Origin of the sequence: Comamonas sp. GCA5 (assembly GCF_036541385.1) — a bacterium.
Classification (GTDB): Bacteria; Pseudomonadota; Gammaproteobacteria; order Burkholderiales; family Burkholderiaceae_C; genus Comamonas; species Comamonas aquatica.
The window spans coordinates 1-17,604 of the sequence record NZ_JAZHFR010000023.1 but is presented as its reverse complement, the minus strand read 5'-3'; the positions used below and the strand labels follow the sequence as shown (position 1 = coordinate 17,604).

Annotated in this window: 15 protein-coding genes and 2 pseudogenes; 5 read left to right on the top strand and 12 right to left on the bottom strand. The window is 67.4% G+C overall.

Features of this window, described 5'->3' with window-relative positions; genetic code table 11:
• The first annotated feature begins 162 nt into the window (after nucleotides 1-162).
• From SJH88_RS07840 to SJH88_RS07830, 3 genes and pseudogenes are all read left to right on the top strand, one after another.
• Nucleotides 163-468: a winged helix-turn-helix transcriptional regulator gene (locus SJH88_RS07840; RefSeq protein WP_042415506.1), complete on the top strand. Its 306-nt coding sequence runs from the start codon at nucleotides 163-165 to the stop codon at nucleotides 466-468.
• 97 nt (nucleotides 469-565) lie between these two features.
• Nucleotides 566-910, top strand: a pseudogene (locus tag SJH88_RS07835) (FKBP-type peptidyl-prolyl cis-trans isomerase); the annotation flags it as partial.
• Nucleotides 905-1,258, top strand: a complete 354-nt coding sequence (locus tag SJH88_RS07830; RefSeq protein ID WP_225890510.1) for an FKBP-type peptidyl-prolyl cis-trans isomerase — start codon at nucleotides 905-907, stop codon at nucleotides 1,256-1,258. The pseudogene SJH88_RS07835 and the gene SJH88_RS07830, both read left to right, overlap by 6 nt.
• A gap of 84 nt (nucleotides 1,259-1,342) precedes the next feature.
• Here SJH88_RS07830 and SJH88_RS07825 read toward each other — a convergent pair whose 3' ends face one another.
• From SJH88_RS07825 to ppsA, 4 genes and pseudogenes are all read right to left on the bottom strand, one after another.
• Complete coding sequence (locus tag SJH88_RS07825; RefSeq protein WP_274754096.1) at nucleotides 1,343-1,792, bottom strand: hypothetical protein; 450 nt, start codon at nucleotides 1,790-1,792, stop codon at nucleotides 1,343-1,345.
• A 181-nt stretch (nucleotides 1,793-1,973) separates the two neighbouring features.
• Nucleotides 1,974-4,066 (bottom strand): annotated as a pseudogene (locus SJH88_RS07820) (VC_2705 family sodium/solute symporter).
• Entirely contained in the window at nucleotides 4,044-4,388 is a 345-nt protein-coding gene (locus tag SJH88_RS07815; protein WP_274754095.1) for a DUF4212 domain-containing protein, read from the bottom strand. The pseudogene SJH88_RS07820 and the gene SJH88_RS07815 overlap by 23 nt, the downstream one beginning before the upstream one ends.
• An 18-nt stretch (nucleotides 4,389-4,406) precedes the next feature.
• Nucleotides 4,407-6,797, bottom strand: a complete 2,391-nt coding sequence (ppsA, locus tag SJH88_RS07810; RefSeq protein WP_210930451.1) for a phosphoenolpyruvate synthase — start codon at nucleotides 6,795-6,797, stop codon at nucleotides 4,407-4,409.
• 184 nt (nucleotides 6,798-6,981) lie between these two features.
• Between ppsA and ppsR the strand changes: the two genes are divergently transcribed.
• Nucleotides 6,982-7,818 carry a posphoenolpyruvate synthetase regulatory kinase/phosphorylase PpsR gene (ppsR, locus tag SJH88_RS07805; RefSeq protein WP_042415487.1) on the top strand — a complete coding sequence of 279 codons (837 nt, stop codon included), beginning with the start codon at nucleotides 6,982-6,984 and terminating at the stop codon, nucleotides 7,816-7,818.
• 96 nt (nucleotides 7,819-7,914) lie between these two features.
• On the opposite strand, the gene SJH88_RS07800 is transcribed toward ppsR, so the two are convergent.
• The 8 genes from SJH88_RS07800 to SJH88_RS07765 all read right to left on the bottom strand — a co-directional run bounded on the left by SJH88_RS07800 (nucleotide 7,915) and on the right by SJH88_RS07765 (nucleotide 17,185).
• Entirely contained in the window at nucleotides 7,915-8,754 is an 840-nt protein-coding gene (locus SJH88_RS07800) for a heme ABC transporter ATP-binding protein (protein ID WP_274754094.1), read from the bottom strand.
• On the bottom strand, nucleotides 8,751-9,806 hold the full coding sequence (locus SJH88_RS07795; RefSeq protein WP_234687915.1) for a FecCD family ABC transporter permease: 1,056 nt from the start codon (nucleotides 9,804-9,806) through the stop codon (nucleotides 8,751-8,753). The genes SJH88_RS07800 and SJH88_RS07795 overlap by 4 nt, the downstream gene beginning before the upstream one ends.
• Nucleotides 9,803-10,693 carry a heme/hemin ABC transporter substrate-binding protein gene (locus SJH88_RS07790; RefSeq protein WP_409820572.1) on the bottom strand — a complete coding sequence of 297 codons (891 nt, stop codon included), beginning with the start codon at nucleotides 10,691-10,693 and terminating at the stop codon, nucleotides 9,803-9,805. The genes SJH88_RS07795 and SJH88_RS07790 overlap by 4 nt, the downstream gene beginning before the upstream one ends.
• A 13-nt stretch (nucleotides 10,694-10,706) precedes the next feature.
• Nucleotides 10,707-11,789 (bottom strand): hemin-degrading factor, encoded by a 1,083-nt coding sequence (locus SJH88_RS07785; protein WP_274754093.1) that lies wholly within the window; start codon nucleotides 11,787-11,789, stop codon nucleotides 10,707-10,709.
• Nucleotides 11,790-11,866: 77 nt separating this feature from the next.
• Nucleotides 11,867-14,038: a TonB-dependent hemoglobin/transferrin/lactoferrin family receptor gene (locus SJH88_RS07780; protein ID WP_274754092.1), complete on the bottom strand. Its 2,172-nt coding sequence runs from the start codon at nucleotides 14,036-14,038 to the stop codon at nucleotides 11,867-11,869.
• Nucleotides 14,039-14,196: 158 nt separating this feature from the next.
• A complete protein-coding gene (locus SJH88_RS07775; protein ID WP_274754091.1) occupies nucleotides 14,197-15,378 on the bottom strand; it encodes a sugar transporter in 1,182 nt (393 codons plus the stop codon).
• A gap of 136 nt (nucleotides 15,379-15,514) precedes the next feature.
• Entirely contained in the window at nucleotides 15,515-16,405 is an 891-nt protein-coding gene (locus SJH88_RS07770) for an MBL fold metallo-hydrolase (protein WP_274754090.1), read from the bottom strand.
• A gap of 114 nt (nucleotides 16,406-16,519) precedes the next feature.
• Complete coding sequence (locus tag SJH88_RS07765; RefSeq protein WP_042415466.1) at nucleotides 16,520-17,185, bottom strand: NAD(P)-dependent oxidoreductase; 666 nt, start codon at nucleotides 17,183-17,185, stop codon at nucleotides 16,520-16,522.
• A 107-nt stretch (nucleotides 17,186-17,292) separates the two neighbouring features.
• On the opposite strand from SJH88_RS07765, the gene SJH88_RS07760 reads away from it, so the two are divergent.
• On the top strand, nucleotides 17,293-17,604 hold a 312-nt coding region (locus SJH88_RS07760), incomplete at its 3' end, for a LysR family transcriptional regulator (RefSeq protein ID WP_274754089.1).

Sequence of the window (17,604 nt, the reverse complement as noted above, 5' to 3'; positions counted from 1 at the left end):
GCAGCGTTTTTGCGCACTTTCGGGCTTTACAGCCTAGCGATTCTTTGTCCCGAGCTACTAAACTTGTAGCAGACAGCATTCACAGCTATAGTCGATTCACGTTGGTTCGGGGCCAGCCTACCGCCCGGCCCATCCCCCATCTCAGCGCAAGGAGAAGCGTCCATGAGCTCTAAGGAAAACGCCGCCATCAACCAGTTGCTCGAAAAACTCGAGCGCCGCTACGCATTGCGCGTGCTGTGGGCACTGCGTGATGGGCATCCGCAAACCTTCCGTTTGCTGCAGGACAGCGTGGGCGGCATTACGCCCAACACCTTGAACACCCGCATCAAGGAACTGCGCGAAGAAGGCTTGATGGAGCATGGCAACGACGGCTATACCGTCACCGCGTCGGGCCAGGACCTGCTCAAGCGCCTGAGCGATCTGCAGGCTTTTGCCACACGCTGGGCAGCCGCACGCGCGAAGAAGTAATCTACGCGCTGCCGCTGCGGCAACCGCGACAGGCACCCGAGGTTTTGGACCGCCGGTGCCTTTTGTTTTTCTGTTTCGTCCACACAAGGAATTTTTCATGGCACTGACCACCACTGCCTCTGGCCTGCAATACGAAGACACCGTTGTCGGTCAGGGCGCCGAAGCCATCAGCGGCGCTAACGTCAAGGTGCATTACACCGGCTGGCTGTACCTGGATGGTGAGCAAGGTGCCAAGTTCGACTCCAGCAAGGACCGCCGCGAGCCTTTCGAGTTCACCCTGGACGACGGCATGGTGATCCGTGGCTGGGACGAAGGCGTGCAAGGCATGAAGGTGGGCGGCAAGCGCACCCTGATCATCCCCGCCGAACTGGGCTATGGCGCGCATGGCGCGGGCGGTGTGATCCCGCCCCACGCCACGCTGAAGTTCGAGGTCGAGCTGCTGTCCACCAAGGCGGCCCCCGTGCTGCAGATCGAGGACACCGTGGTCGGCGAAGGTGCCGAAGCCACCCGCGGTAAGCGTGTGACCGTGCACTACACCGGCTGGCTGTACAAGGACGGCCAGCAAGGCGCCAAGTTCGACTCCAGCAAGGACCGCAACGACCCCTTCGTGTTCCAACTGGGCGCGGGCATGGTCATCAAGGGCTGGGACAAGGGCGTGGAAGGCATGAAGGTCGGCGGCAAGCGCACGCTGATCATCCCCCCGGAAATGGGCTATGGCGCCCGCGGCGCCGGCGGCGTGATCCCGCCCAACGCCACACTGAAGTTTGACGTGGAACTGCTGGCCGTCTGAGCCCGCACACACCCCGCACAACACGGCCTGTCATCGACAGGCGTTTTTTATGTCCCAGAGAGGGATGCCGTGGCCGCCACGGCCTCAGGCAAACAACGCCTGCTCCAGCGGCACATAGGCCTGGGGGCCGACCGCGTCGCGGATCTTGGGGGCCACAGCGGCCAGCTGGTCAAAGCTGGTGGCGGCCTCCACCGACAGGTTCAGACGAAAGCCCGACAGGCCCAGCTTGCCCGTCAGCGCCACGGCCACCGGGTAGGCGTCGCGGTAGCGCTCCTGGGCAGAACGCGCCGAAGGGCTGGCGGCAGGCGCTGCTGCCGGCGAACTGTCCGGGGCATCGGCCAGCAGGCCGGCCTGCACCAGGGTGTCGATGTCCGCCAGGCCCAGGCCCAGGCCTTGCGTGGCCTGCAGCACCTCGTCGACCGTGCGCAATCCATCGAACAGCAAAAAGGCCGAGCGCAGCTTGCCGGCCAGCTGTGCGCTGCGCGCCTTGAACGCCTGCTGGCCTGCCTCGGTCTTGATCAAACGCCGCCCCATCGCGCATCCCTCCGTTGCCCTTGTGGGAGACAGCATGGCACAGGCCCGCAGCGGGCCCCATTGGGGCAATCCAGGGACTGGGCACAGCAGGTGCTCATGGAAACATGAGCGTGCTGCGCGCGACAGCTCTTGGTTTTCAGCCGTTTTTATTCCGAAAACCGCACCAGGCAAGCGCCAGCAGCTATCGTTGCAGCGATTCGCGCGGCCCCACCCAGCTCCACAGCAGGGTCACGGCCATGCCGGCCGCCACGCCGAACACGCCGGAGGACACCGGCTGAATGCCCCACCACAGGCCATCGGCCAGCAGCACGGACGGCAGCCAGTGCTGGACCATGGCGGTGTGCGACAGCATGTAGTACAGCGCCACGCCCAGCCCGGCCAGCATACCGGCCAGCGCCGCATAGCGGGTGACGCCGCGCCAGAAGATGCCCAGCACCATAGCCGGCACGAAGGCCGAGGCCGCCAGCGAGAACGAGGCCGCCACCATGGGCAGGATGTCGGACGGCCGCTGCCCCGCCACCAGCGCCGCCAGCAGCGCCACCGCCATCAGCACGAACTTGGAGACGATGACCCGCTGCTCGGGCGAGGTCTTGCGTGGCCGGTCCTGGAAGTACAGGTCGCGCACCAGGGCGTTGCTGATGGTCAGCAGCAGGCCGTCGGCCGTGGACAACGCCGCCGCCAGCCCGCCGGCGGCCACCAGGCCCGCCACCACATACGGCAGGCCGCCGATTTCCGGTGTCGCCAGCATGATCAGGTCGGCGCCCAGGCGCAGCTCGCCAAACTGCAGCACCCCGTCGCCATTGACATCCTCCACCGACAGCAGCGAGGCGTCGACCCGCGCCCACTGCGCGATCCAGTTCGGCAGCTCGTCAAAGCGCACGCCCACCAGGTTGTTCATCACCTCCAGCTTGATCAGCGCCGCCAGTGCCGGCGCCGTCAGGTACAGCAGGGCGATGAAGAACAACGTCCACGCCACCGAGGTGCGCGCCGCCGACACCGAGGGCACGGTGTAGTAGCGCACCAGCAGGTGGGGCAGGCCGGCGTGCCCACCATCAGGCAGAACATCAGCGCCAGGAAGTTGTTGCGCTCGTCGTTGAACTGCGCGCGCTCCTCGGGCGTGCCGTCCGGATCGCCCCCGAAGGGCTGGCTGTGCCGCGGCAGGCCGGACAGCGGCCGCGCGCGTTCGCGGTACTCCTCCAGCTGCTGGCGCCAGCGCAGCTCGGCCTCCTGGGCGTTGCGCGGCAGGTTGGCGTATTCGCGGCTGGTGGCCACGATCTGGCCCACATCGCTGTTGACCGAGCGCAGGTAGCGGATGCGTTCGTGCAGCACCAGCCGGTCGCGCTCCAGCGACAGCGGCACATCCACCAGCTTGGCCTCCAGGGCCTCGACCCGCGCCTGGTAGGCCTGGCGCACCGCCAGCTCCTGCGGCGACTGCAGCAGGGCATCCTCCAGCTCGGTGATCTTCTGCAGCTGGCTGGCATAGGCCACGGCCGCCACCGGATTGCCCAGCTGCTTGTACGCCAACCAGGACACGGGTATCAGGAAGGCCAGCAGGATCACCACGTACTGCGCGACCTGGGTCCAGGTCACGGCGCGCATGCCGCCCAGGAACGAGCACAGCAGCACCCCGCCCAGGCCCAGCATGATGCCGATCTCGAACTGCACCCCGGTCAGGCGCGAGGCAATCAGCCCCACCCCGTAAATCTGCGCCACCACATAGGTGAACACGCACAGCACCGACGCCAGGGCCGCCACCGTGCGCGGCCAGCGGCCACCGAAGCGGGCCTGGAAGAAATCCGGCAGGGTGTACAGCTGCATGGCGCGCAGGTGCGGGGCCACCAGCATGGCCACCAGGCAAAAGCCCCCGGTCCAGCCCAGCAGATAGGCCAGGCCGCCCGGCTGGCCGGCGTTGCCGCCAAAGCCCTGCAGGTACAGCGCGCCCGACAGGCTGATGAAGGAGGCGGCGCTCATCCAGTCGGCGGCGGCGGCCATGCCGTTGTAGACCGGGGGAATGCGGCGGCCGGCGACATAGTATTCGTCGGCATCGCTGGTGCGCCCCCAGATGCCGATGGCGGCATACACCATGACCGGGACGAACAGGAAGATGGGGCCGATCCAGTGGCGCGACAGGCCGTGCTCTTCGGCCCAGGCCATCAGCAGCAGAAAACCGATCACGGCCAGGCTGTACAGTGCGACCCAACGGTGGACACGCCACCGGTAGGCACGGGCACGCGAGGAGGAGGAAGTGGCGCTAACGCCGGAGGGGGTGGGCATGGGTGGTACGGGCAACTGGCAAGGTGGCATCAGGTGCCGAGGCGCTGTGGCTCTCGAACCTGTCCATGACCACACAGTAAACCAGCGCGATCAGCATGAACATCAGGACAGCCCCTTGGGCGGCCATCCAGTAGCCCAGCTGCCAGCCTTGCACCCATGCCTGCAAGTCCCGCGCAAAAAAGCACACGCCAAACGAAAACACCACCCAGACCGCCAGCAAGATTGCCTTGAGCCACAGGTGGTGGGTGTCGTGCAGGTCGGGCGGCATCTGCCCCCCGCCTGCCGCCGGCCTGTCATGCACATCGTCGTGAGAAAACTGCATCACAGGCCTTTCGCGGTCTTAGCCCGCCAGTTGCTGCCAGGTGTCGATCACGGTGTCGGGGTTCAACGAGATCGAGACGATGCCCTTGTCCGCCAGCCACTGGGCGAAGTCGGGGTGGTCCGAAGGGCCCTGACCGCAGATGCCGACGTACTTGCCCTGCTTCAGGCAGGCGTCGATGGCGCGCTCCAGCATCTTCTTGACAGCGGGGTCGCGTTCGTCGAAGTCGGCGGCCAGCAGCTCCAGGCCGGAGTCGCGGTCCAGGCCCAGGGTCAGCTGGGTCAGGTCGTTCGAACCGATGGAGAAGCCGTCGAAGTACTCCAGGAATTCCTCGGCCAGGATGGCGTTGGAAGGCACCTCGCACATCATGATCAGCTTGAGATCGTTCTCACCGCGCTTGAGGCCGTTGTCGCCCAGCATGGTGGTCACGCGCTCGGCCTGCTTCAGGGTGCGCACGAAGGGGATCATGATCTGCACGTTGGTCAGGCCCATGTCCTCACGCACGCGGCGCAGGGCTTCGCATTCCATCTTGAAGGCTTCGCCGAAGTCTTCGGAGATGTAACGCGCGGCACCGCGGAAGCCCAGCATCGGGTTCTCTTCCTCGGGCTCGTAGCGGCTGCCACCGATCAGCTTGCGGTATTCGTTGGACTTGAAGTCCGACATGCGCACGATCACGGGCTTGGGCCAGAAGGCGGCGGCAATCGTGGCCACGCCTTCGGCGACCTTGTCGACGTAGAAGGCGCGGGGCGAGGCATGGCCACGCGCCACGGATTCCACGGCCTTCTTCAGGTCGGGGTCCACGGCGGGGTAGTCCAGGATGGCCTTGGGGTGCACGCCGATGTTGTTGTTGATGATGAATTCCAGGCGGGCCAGACCCACGCCGCCGTTGGGCAGTTGGGCGAAGTCAAAGGCCAGCTGGGGGTTGCCCACGTTCATCATGATCTTGGTCTTGATCTCGGGCATTTCGCCGCGGGTGACTTCGGTCACTTCGGTCTCGATCAGGCCGTCATAGATCTTGCCGGTGTCGCCTTCCGAGCAGGACACGGTCACCAGGGTGCCGTCCTTCAGGCGGGCGGTGGCATCGCCGCAGCCGACCACGGCAGGAATGCCCAGTTCACGCGCGATGATGGCGGCGTGGCAGGTACGGCCACCACGGTTGGTCACGATGGCGGAGGCGCGCTTCATGACGGGTTCCCAGTTGGGGTCGGTCATGTCGGTCACCAGCACGTCACCGGGCTGGACCTGGTCCATCTGCGAAATGTCGGACACCAGACGCACGGGACCGGTACCGATCTTCTGGCCAATGGCGCGGCCTTCGGCAAGCACATTGCCGGTGCCCTTGAGCTTGTAGCGCAGTTCGGCCTGGCCCTTGGACTGGCTCTTCACGGTTTCGGGACGTGCCTGCAGGATGTACAGCTGGCCGTCGGTGCCGTCCTTGCCCCATTCGATGTCCATGGGGCGGCCATAGTGCTGCTCGATCACCAGCGCGTACTTGGCCAGTTCCTGCACTTCGGTGTCGGTCAGCGAGTAGCGGTTGCGCAGCTCGGGGGCCACGTCGGTGGTTTTGACCAGCTTGCCGGAGGCGGCCTTCTCTTCGGGCGAGGAGAACACCATCTGAATCAGCTTGGAGCCCAGGTTGCGGCGGATCAGCGCGCTCTTGCCAGCCTTGAGCATGGGCTTGTGCACGTAGAACTCGTCGGGGTTCACGGCGCCTTGCACCACGGTTTCGCCCAGGCCATAGCTGGAGGTGATGAACACCACTTCTTCAAAGCCGGACTCGGTGTCGATGGTGAACATCACGCCGGCCGCGCCCAGGTCGGAGCGCACCATGCGCTGCACGCCGGCGGACAAGGCCACCACGTCGTGGGCAAAGCCCTTGTGCACGCGGTAGGAGATGGCGCGGTCGTTGTACAGCGACGCGAACACTTCCTTCATCTTGTGCAGCACGTCGTCGATGCCCACCACGTTCAGGAAGGTTTCCTGCTGGCCGGCGAACGAGGCGTCGGGCAGGTCTTCCGCGGTGGCGGAAGAGCGCACGGCGAACGAAGCGGCGTCGTTACCACCTTGCAGCGTGATGAAGGCTGCGCGGATGGCGGCTTCCAGGTCGGCTGGGAAAGGCTGGGCTTCCACCAGGGCACGGATTTCGGCACCCACCTGGGCCAGGGCGCGCACGTCTTCCACGTCCAGCGCCGCCAGCTTGGCGGAAATCTTGTCGGCCAGGCCTTCGTAGGCCAGGAATTCGCGGAAGGCGTGGGCCGTGGTGGCAAAGCCCGTGGGCACGCGCACGCCCTGGGGCAGCTGGGAAATCATTTCGCCGAGCGAGGCGTTCTTGCCGCCTACGACTTCGACGTCGCTCATACGCAGTTGTTCGAAAGGCACGACCAGAGCGGTCGCTTCGAAACGGTTAGACATGGGGAGGCTCCAAAGTTAAAAACCGGTATGTCCCGCATGCCTGCCCACCACATCTTGGATGTTCTGGTTGTCGGCGGTCGACCTGCATGCGAGCGAAATTTGGGAATAATGGGCGCCATTGTAGGCCCGGGGCACGATTTCCGCCGTGACCCCGGGTGTTTGATCTGATTGGATAAGCCTGCCCATGCACACGCGCACCGTATTCGTTATTTCGGATGGCACAGGGATCACTGCCGAGACCTTTGGCACCGCCCTGATGACCCAGTTCGACATCAAGCCCCGCATCGTGCGCATCCCCTTTGTCGACACCGTGGACAAGGCCCACCAGGCGGTGCGCCAGATCAACCACACAGGGGATGTGGAAGGCAAGAAGCCGATCGTGTTCAGCACCCTGGTCAACCAGGAGGTGGTCACCATCATCAACGCCCATTGCAAGGGCCTGCTGATGGACATGTTCGGTACCTTTGTGCAGCCGCTCGAAGACGAGCTGGGCATGAAGAGCCAGCACCGCGTGGGCCGCTTCTCGGACATCAGCCAGAGCAAGGAATACCTGGACCGGATGGAGGCCATCAACTACACGCTGGCCCACGACGACGGCCAGACCAACCACGACCTCAGCGGCGCCGACGTGGTGCTGGTGGGCGTGAGCCGCTCGGGTAAGACCCCGACCAGCCTGTACCTGGCCATGCAGTTCGGCCTGAAGGTGGCCAACTACCCGCTGATCCCCGAGGACTTCGAGCGCAAGAAGCTGCCCCCGGCGCTGGAGCCCATCCGCAAGAAGCTGTTCGGCCTGACGATCGACCCCGTGCGCCTGTCCAGCATTCGCAACGAGCGCCGCCCCAATTCGCGCTATGCCAGCCTGGAGAACTGCCGCCACGAAGTGCACGAGGCCGAGGCCATGATGCGCCGCGCCGGCGTGAGCTGGCTGTCGACCACCACCAAGTCGATCGAGGAAATCTCGACCACCATCCTGCAGGAAGTGCTGCCCCACCGCCTGGGCATGGGACACGGCCACGGCTGAGGCCCGCAGGCGGCGCCCTGCCCGGCCCCGCCGCCTTCACATTTCGCATGAAAAAATCTGCCAGCGCTCATACAGCAAGCACTGGCAGCTATTTTTTTACAAGCAGACCTCGGCCCCGGGACGTGGCGCCGGGGCAAACAGGTACTGCAGTGCTCCATCCTGCATGCGCACCGCTTCGCTGTGGATGCCCCAGACCCGGGCCATGCAGTCCGGCGTCAGGATGTCGGCCACGGCGCCCAGCTCGGCCGCACGGCCCTGGCCGGGCACCAGCAGCACCTCGTGCGCATAGCGCAGCGCCAGGTTCAGGTCGTGCAGCACCGCCACCACCCCCAGGCCCTGGGTCTGCGCCCGGATGCGCAGCAAGGCCATCACCTGGTGCTGGTGCTGCAGGTCCAGCGCGGCGGTCGGTTCATCCAGCAGCAGCCACTGGCTGCCCAGGTCGTGGGGTTGCCACAGCTGGGCCAGCACCCGCGCCAGCTGCACGCGCGCGCGCTCGCCGCCGGACAAGGTGGTGACTTCGCGCCGTGCCAGGTGGGCCACGCCCATGCTGTCCATGGCGGACTGCACGATCTGCGCCTCCTGGTGCGAAGGCTGCTGGCGGTGCGGATAGCGCCCCATCTCCACCACTTCCTGGGCGGAAAAGGCAAAGGCCACCTGGGTTTCCTGGGCCATGAAGGCCATGCGCCGCGCCAGCTGGGCCGCCGGCAGCCGGTGCAAGGGCTCCGCTCCCAGGCACACCCGGCCCGCCGCCGGCGGGCGCAAACCCGCCATCACGGCCATCAGGGTGCTTTTGCCGGCCCCATTCGGCCCGACGATGGCCGTCAGCCGCCCCGGTGCCAGCGCGGCCTGCACGGTCGCCAGCAGCGGCCCGTGGGCCGAGGCCCGCACCTGCAGTCCGGCGCACACCAGCGCCTGCGATGCCACCGGCCCGCTCATACCCGCCCCCGGAACTGGCGCAGCATCCACAGGAACAGCGGCACGCCGATGCAGGCCGTCAGCACGCCCAGCGGCATCTCGGCCGGCTGCACCAGGGTGCGCGCCAGGGCATCGGCCGCCAGCACCAGGGCCGCCCCCAGCAAGGCCGAACACGGCAGCACCACCCGGTGGTCCGGCCCGGCCAGCAGCCGCACCCCGTGTGGGGCCACCAGGCCGATGAAACCGATCACGCCGGTCGCCGAGGTCACCACGCCCACGGCCAGCGCCGCGACCACGATGGCCCAGCGCTTGGTGCGCTCCACCGCCACGCCCATCAGCTGGGCCTGCGCCTCGCCCAGCGCCAGGGCATTGAGCGCCCGGGCCAGCAGCAGCGCTGCCGCCAGGCACACCGCCACGGCAGCACCGACCAGCAGCACCGTGGGCCAGCGCGACTGGCCCAGGCTGCCCATCAGCCACAGCTGCACATTGCGCAACTGCTCATCGTTGGAGACATAGCTCAGCCACCCCAGGCCCGCCCCGGCCAGGGCGTTGATGGCAATCCCGGCCAGCAGCATCAGCGCAATGCGCGTGCTGCCCTGGGTCTGCGCCAGCCCATAGATCAGCCCGGTGACCAGCATGCCGCCCGCAAAGGCGCTGCATGCCAGGGTCCAGCTGCCCAGCTTGAACCCCAGGTCGGGCCACCATTGCGGCCCCAGCACGATGGCCCCGGCCGCCGCCAAGGCCGCGCCGCTGCTCACGCCGATCAGGCCGGGGTCGGCCAGCGGGTTGCGAAACAGGCCCTGCATCAGCGCGCCGGCCACCCCCAGGCCTGCGCCAGCGGCCGCGCCCAGCAGCAAGCGGGGCAGGCGGATGTTCAGGAACACCAGGTGCTCCGGCCCCTGCGCGGCGTGCCCACCCAGGGCATCGCGCAACACCACCAGAATCTGCAGTGGGCTGATGGCATACGCCCCCTGCGCGCCGCCCCACAGCAAGGCCAGCAAGGCCAGCACCACGCCACCGCCCACCGCCAGCGCGGGCGGCAGGCGCCCGGCCACGCCCGCATGCGGCCTCATGCCGTCACCTGCAGCATCTGGCGGTGCAGGGCCTGCACGGCCGAAGGCAGGCGCGGACCGAAGCCCAGCAGATGGCTGGCCTCCATCGTCACCAGGGCCTTGCGGGCAAACGCCGGGGTCAGGGCCAGCTCCGGCCGCTGCCAGAACACCACCACCCCGCCCAGGGCTTCAATCCCCTGGGTGCTGTTGATGATCACCTGCGGCGCCGCTGCGGCCATGGCCTCGGCCGTCAGGGGCCGGTAGCCGGCGAATGCCGTCACCACGTTGTCGGCGCCGGCCAGTGTCAGCAGGGCATGGGCGGCGGTGTCCGTGCCCGCCACCATGGGCGATCCATTGTGCGAAAGGATGAACAGGGCGCGCGGACGCCGCGTGGCCTGGGCCACCTGCCGGCTCACCTGGGCCCATTCCTGCTGCAGGCGCTGGGCCAGTTGCGCAGCCTGGGCCTCGCGCCCGGTCACCCGGCCAACAGTCTCGACCTTGCGCAGCACTTCCTCGAAGCTGTGCTGCGCAGGCACCAGTTCCACCCGCACCCCGGCCGCGCGCACCTGCTCCAGCACCACGGCCGGCCCGGCATCGGCCGCGCCCACCAGGGCGTCCGGCTGCAGGGACAGCAGCCCCTCGGCGGACAGCTGGCGCAAATACCCCACCTTGGGCGTGCGGGTGGCGGCCTCGGGGTACAGGCTGGTGGTGTCCGTGGCCACCAGCAGCGATTGCGCCCCCAGGGCGTAGACCACTTCGGTCAGAGCGCCGCCCACGCTGATCAGACGGCGCACGGGCCGGCCACGCTGCTGCGCCCACGCCGGCCAGGCCGCCGCCATGCCCGAGGCGGCCAGGGCCGCCAGCCACTGGCGGCGCGGCCAGGTCTGCGGTGCGAACTGTGGGTGCATTTCCCGTCTCCCCTCAGGCACGTGGCAGGCTTTCGGCCAGATCACGCCAGGCGGGCAGCTCCAGCTCACCCGGCTTGCGCACCCCGAAGAACATGGCCACCACATCGCCGGACGCATCAAACAGTTCCACCGAGGTCACCACGCCGTCGCTGGTGGGCTTGCGCACCAGCCAGGCCGCCGTGATCAGGTCGCGGCGCAAGTGCAGGTTGAAGCCGGGGTCCAGCACATTGATCCAGTCCGCGCCCCCGGGCGTCTGCATGGGCTTGATGTGGTACACGGGCCCGGAGTGGATCTGGATGCAGCCCTTGCTGCCGACGAACACCATGATGGGCACGGCCGCCGCCGCGGCCTGCTGCAGCAGCGGGGTCACGGCCCCCAGGTGCAGCGGTTCGCAGAACTCCCCCCGGGTCAGGCGAAAGCTCTGCTGGCGCTCGCACTCGAAGTGGCGCAACATGCCGAAGAACTCGTGCGTGTCCTGCATGTTCGCCCAGGCCTGGCGCAGGCCCGCAGCGTCGATGCTGGCATCGTCCTTGACCACGGCCCGCGGCTTGGCCGACACAAAGCTATAGTCCTGCTGCGCATCGGCAAAACGCTGCACCACAGCCTCCCAGGCCTGCAGGTCGGTGCTGGGGCGCACATAGATCTTGTGCACCGCCACGCCGTGCTGGTTGAAGAACTGCAGACTGCGCTGCACTGCCCCGCCTTGGCCCGGCTCGGTCACGGCAAAACCGGCATGCCACTGGAAGAAGAAGAGCCGCAGATCGATGTCGTCGTTGTTGCACAGGGCCACCTGCCCCTCGCGGCTGAAGCCCTGGTAGATGCCATCCTTCTCGTGGACGACGGACTCGTTGCGCGTCAAGGCCATCAGCGTGCCGCAAGGCGCCAGCGCCGACAGGATCTCGAACCACTGCGGCGCCAGCGCCAGGGCCTTGAGGGGCTGCGCATGCGTCCCCACGTGGGCGGCGACCACCGCCCCCTCACTCAGGCCCACGGATTGGGCGGCATCCTTGGCGCGCAGCCCCTGGGCGCGCGCCTGGGCAAAGGCCTGGCGTATCGCGGCGTGATCGGCCAACGGTTGTTCCACTACGGCGTTCATGGTGTTGCTCCTGGTTTGGAAAAAACGGGCGCCATGCCGACCGTGCGGCATGGCGAGGGGTGCTGGCCGAACCGGCCTTAGAAGTCGGCGACCAGCGAGACGCGCAGGTTGCGCCCCGGGTTGCTGTAGGCGTCGATGGCGGCACGCTCGGTGGCCGTCGTCACGCCGCGCACATCGGACCAGTTCCAGTACTTCTTGTCGGTGAGGTTGAACAGGCCCAGGTTCAGGCGCACGCCCTTGCGCAGCTCGACCTGGCCGCTCAGGTCCAGCACCGTGGACGCAGGGCTCAGGAACAGGGCCGTGCTGCTGGACGGCACATCGCGCGGCTTCTTGGCCGCGGTGTAGGTGGCCGCCAGTTCCCAGTTCCAGCGCGCCGCCTTCTGGCCCAGGCCCAGCTTCAGCTGGTGGGGCGAGATGCTTTCCAGACCCTGGCCGTCCTCGCCCGTGCCCTTGGTGTAGCCATAGCCACCGCGCAGATGCCAGGCCCCGCCCCAGGCCTGGCCCAGCTCGGCCTTGGCCTTCAGCTCCACGCCCTTGATCGTGGCCTGCGCCTGGTTGCGCGACTGTTGCAGGCTGATCACCGGGGCGGTGCCCACCGAGCCGGCGTTGGCATAGCGTTCGATGAAGTTGCGGTAGCGCCCGTAGAACGCCGCGGCCTCCCACTGGAAGGCGCCCTCGGTCTGGCGCAGGCCCAGGTCGAAGTTGTTGCTGGTTTCCGCCTGGAGGTTGGGATTCGGCAGGATGTAGTAGCCATAGAACGGCGTCACATTGCCAAAGAAGTTGTTCAGCTCACCCGCCGTGGGTGCACGAAAGCCGCGCGCATAGTTGGCATACAGCTGCAGGCCCCCGACCAGGTTCCACTGCGTGCCCAGCTGCGGCAGCCAGGCATCGAAGCGCCTGGACACCGGCGTGGCCCCAGAGGCCCCCATGTGGATGCTGCCGGCGTCGGCGTCGATATCGACCGATTCGTAGCGCAGGCCCGGCTTGACCAAGAAGGCGCCCAGCTCGATGTTGTCCTGCACGAAGGCGCCCCAGCGCGTGGTGCGGGTGTCCGGCCCCTTGGGCACCGAGGTGGTCACGCCGTTGTCGGTGGACAGGCTGTCGAAATCGTTGTCCAGGCGGCTCAGGTCCAGCCCATAGTGCAGCGCATGCACCCCCAGCTGTTTGCGCGCCTGCACGCCGGCCTGCAGCATGCGTTCGTCGTAATGGTGGTCGCGCACACGCATGCCATTCGCCGTGCTGGTGTCCAGCCGCAGCTGCTGGCGGCTGCTGCTGTCCTGCCAGGCCAGGTAGCTGCTCAGCAGGTCGGCGGCCGCGCTGCGCACCCGGAAGTCCGACTTCAGCGACACCCGGCTGCGCGTGCTGTCGTTGTCGTCAATGTGGCTGCGGGTGGTGCCGTTGGCAAAGTCGTGCAGGTTGTTGACATGCACGTCCTGGCGGCGGTGTTCGGCCGTGAGGACATGGGTCTGGTCGGCATCGGGCTGGAAGACCAGCTTGGCCAGCACCGACTGGCGGCGGTTGTCTTCCGGATTGGGCTGGGTGCGCTGCAGGCCCGTGCCGCCCACGGTGCCCATGTTGTCGATCTCATCGCTCCACTCGCCGTTGACGGACAGCAGCCACTGCCATTGCGCCGAGGCCCTGCCCGCCAGCGCGGCGCCAGCGGTCAGGCCCTGGTTTTCGCTGCGCCAGCCCAGCAGGGCCCGTCCGCCCAGGGTCTTACCGTCCTTGAGCAGGTCGGCCGGCAGCAGGGTGCGCATATGGACCACCCCGGCAATCCCGCCGGCCGGCAGGCTGACCGGCGACACGCCCTTGTGCACCTCGATGGCCGACAGGGTCAGCGGGTCGACATGGTCGCGGCCGAAGCTGTGGCTGTTCATGAAACTGTCGGCCTCTGGCTGGGCAATGCCGTCGATCAGCATCTGCACCCGGTTGCCACCCAGGCCGCGGATTTCAAACCCGGTATTGCCCTCGCGCCCGGTGGTGCCCGAGATGCCGGTGCCGCGCTTGGGCTGGCGTGGCACCTCCACGTTCACCATGTCCCGGGTCGCATCGCGGATGTCCAGTACTTGCTGGCGCTCCAGATCGGCCTGGTTCAGGGACTCCACCCCATAGGTGGTGGACAGCTCCGAGGCTTGCTCGGTCACCACCGTCGTCGGCAACTGCGGCTCGGCCGCCTGCGCCGCTGCACACACCCCGGCCCACATGGCCGCGCACGCCACTGGGCGCAGGCCTCCCCACAACTGTGTCATAGCTCGTTCTCTCTTCCTTCATTTGGTGATGTCCAAACGCTGGCGAACCTCGGAAGAACGAAACGACCTGGGGGTGGCTGGCTGTGCGCGCATTATATGAGAATAATTCTCATTAGTTGACGCAAAGCAACCGCTGGTCCCTTGGACCGGATTAAGGATTAAGACCTGCCCGACCAGCGCCGCTGCGACCAGACACACCACACCAGCGCCAGCGTGGCCAGTGCACCGCCGACCCAGCCGATGTGCTGCATGCCGGCATGTAGGCTCACCTGGCTGCCCAGCAGCGCCCCGGCGCCGATGCCGATGTTGAAGATGCCCGAGAACAGCGACATGCCCACGTCCGTGGCATCGTGGGCCAGGCTCAGCACCTTGGCCTGCATGGCCAGGGCCATGCACATCATGGCGATGCCCCAGACCACGCAGACCGCGTACAGCAGCGGCACGTGGGCGCTGGCAGGACCCAGCAGGCCCAGGCTGAGCGCCATGCCGGCAATCGCCAGCGGCAGGAAGCTGCGCGCCAAGCGCAGGCCGTAGGCACTGAACAGCAGGCTGCCGACAATGCCCATGCCGCCAAACAGCAGCAGCACCACCGTGGTCACATGCGCGTCCAGGCCTGCCACGACCTGCACAAAAGGCTCGATGTAGCTGTAGACCGTGAACTGCGCCGTCACCACACACACCAGCAGCAGGTACAGGGCCATCAGCGCAGGGCGGCGCAGCAGCACCGGAATGCTGGAGGCCGAGCCTGCGTTCTCACTGGGCAGCTGCGGCAGGTTGCGCGCCAGCGCCAGCATGACGACCACCGCCAGTGCGCCAATCGCCCAGAAGGTGGTGCGCCAGCCCAGCCAATCCCCCACCACGCGCCCCAGCGGAATGCCCATGACCATGGCCAGCGTGGTGCCCGTGGCCAGCAGGCCCAGGGCCTGGGCCTTTTTGCCCGGCGGGGCCACGCGCACCGCCAGGGCCGCCGTGATCGACCAGAACACCGCGTGCGAGAAGGCCACGCCCGCGCGGCTGAGAACCAGCATGGCAAAGCTGTTCGCCAGCCCCGACACTACATGGCTGGCGATGAACACAGCGAACACCCCCATCAGCAGCTTGCGCCGCTCCATGTGCCGCGTCAGCAGCATGCAGGGCAGCGAGGCCAGGGCCACGATCCAGGCATAGATGGTCAGCATCAGGCCCACGTGCTCGGCCGGCATGCCAAAGCTGGCGCCAATGTCGCCGAGCATGCCGACCGGCACAAACTCGCTGGTGTTGAAAATGAAGGCGCCCAAGGCCAGCGCGCACACGCTCAGCCAGGCGCGCAGGTTGGAAGCGGGGGAAACAGGGGAAGACATGCGCAGGACAGAAATGAAAACGCACCCCGCAGGGTGCTTGATGGTCAACACGTAGCGGCCTTGTCCACAAGGCGCCCGGTCCCGCAGTCTAGCCATTGTGCCGGGCGCCGGGTGTGCTGGCCTGCGCACCCCCTGTTCAGCCCCAGGCCATTTCCCCCAGGGCCACCTTGGCGCCGATTTCCAGCGAGACCTTGCCCTGCAGGTGCGGGTAGCGCTGCAGCATGTAGGCGATCAACTGGGCACTGCCGGAGGACTGGGCCAGCGCTTCTTCGAACGCCAGCAGATAGTCCCGCGTGAAGCGCAGGGCCCCGGCATCCAGTACGCCTTGGGGCCCCATGTGGCCGGGCACCACCCGTTGCGGCTGGCGCGCCAGCATGGCGTCCAGGTTGTCACGCCAGGCCCGGCGTGCCGCAGCGCTGGGGGTGTCGGCCGTCCAGACATGCAGGTCCGAAAACACCAGCACCCCACCCACGATGGCCTGCAGCGACGGCACCCACAGGTAGCGCCGGTTGGCCAGGCCCTGCGCGGCCACGATCTCGATGCGCTGGCCTTCCAGCATCAGCACCGACTCATCGAACGGCTGGGCAAAGACCACATCGGCGCGGGTCTGCGGGCCGTTGTCCTTGAGCTGCGGCCCCCAGATGGCCAGCTTCTTATCGACATTCGCCGCAATCGCCGCGATGGTCTCGGAGGCCGCCAGAATCCGTGCCTGGGGAAAGGCGTCGCGGATGGGCGCCAGACCAAAGTAATAGTCGGGATCGCTCTGGCTGATGTAGATGGCCTGGAGCGTCTTGCCCGTCGCCGCGATGGCCTGGGCCACGGCCCGGCCATCGGACAGGGTGAAGCCACCGTCCACCAGGATGGCGTCCCGGGCCCCGCTGAGCAGCACGGGCGCCCGCGAGAAGCCGTGTTCATCGGCGGGGAAGTGGGTCCACTGCAGGGCAGCCGGCTGGGCCGCCTGCACCGCCAGCGACGGGGCCGCCAGGCCCACAGCGGTCATTTGCAGGAAATGGCGACGTTGCATCATGGAGAGATTCATGGGTTCAAACAGGGGACGCGCACCCGCACACGGCCACAGGGTGCGGGCCGCTGCGGTGCGCCAAACACAGGGACCGGCCCGCGCGGTGGCCGGCAGCAATCATCAATAGGCCACGGTGAAGCGCTGGCGCACATGCGCCTGCTGCTCCAGCGCATCCACCAGGGCCACGGCCAGGTCGGCGGCCGAGATGTCGCCCGGTGTGCCATCGGCCTGCATCAGCGGGGCATCCTGGCCAGTGCGGTACTGGCCGGTGCGGCCCTGGGACTGGGCGGCCGAGCCACCGTGGAAGCCGATGGGGGGGCTCAGGAAGCTCCAGTCCAGGCCCGTGTCCTGGGTCTGCAGCAGGGTCAGCACATCGCGGGCCGCCGTGGCACCGGCCTTGATGGGGGCGGGGAATTCCGGCGTATCGACCAGTTGCACGCCAGGCGCCACAAACAGGCTGCCCGCGCCGCCCACGACCAGAAAGCGCGACACGCCCGCGTCCTTGACGCCCTGCAGCGTGGCACGGCTGGCGCGCATGAAATCCTCGTAGATGTTCGGGTTGGTCCAGCCCGCGTTGTACGCGCTGAGCACGGCCTGCGTGCCACGCACGGCCTCGCGCACGGCGGCGGCGTCCAGCACATCGGCCTGCACCACCTTCAGGTGCGGGCGCGGTGCCAGCTTGGCGGGGTCACGCACCAGGGCCACCACGTCGTGGCCGCGCTGCAGCAATTCTTCCAGCAGGGCCGAGCCCACGAAACCGGTGGCACCAATCAGAGCAACTTGCATGTGCTATCTCCTAGCAATTGAACAATGGCTAAAGCTTAAAGGCCTGAAACCGGCAAAAACCACGCAGATTGCACCAACACTTTGAAGCACAGCTTCACAATAGCGGCATGGAAGACCTCAAACGCATGGCCGTGTTCGCCGCCGTGGTGCAGGCGGGCAGCATGACGGCCGCCGCCCAGCAACTGGGCATGACGCCCTCGGCCGTGAGCCAGCACATCCGCCAGCTCGAGCGGCAGGCCGGCGTCACCTTGCTGCACCGCTCCACCCGCCAGATCGCCCTGAGCGATGCCGGCCAGCGCTTTTACGTGCAGTGCGCCACCCTGGCCGATGCCGCGCAGCGCGCCCGGGCCGAGCTAGTGGCCGAACGCCAGCAGCCCAGCGGCGAGCTGCGCCTGTCCGCCCCGGTCGGCTTTGCCCGG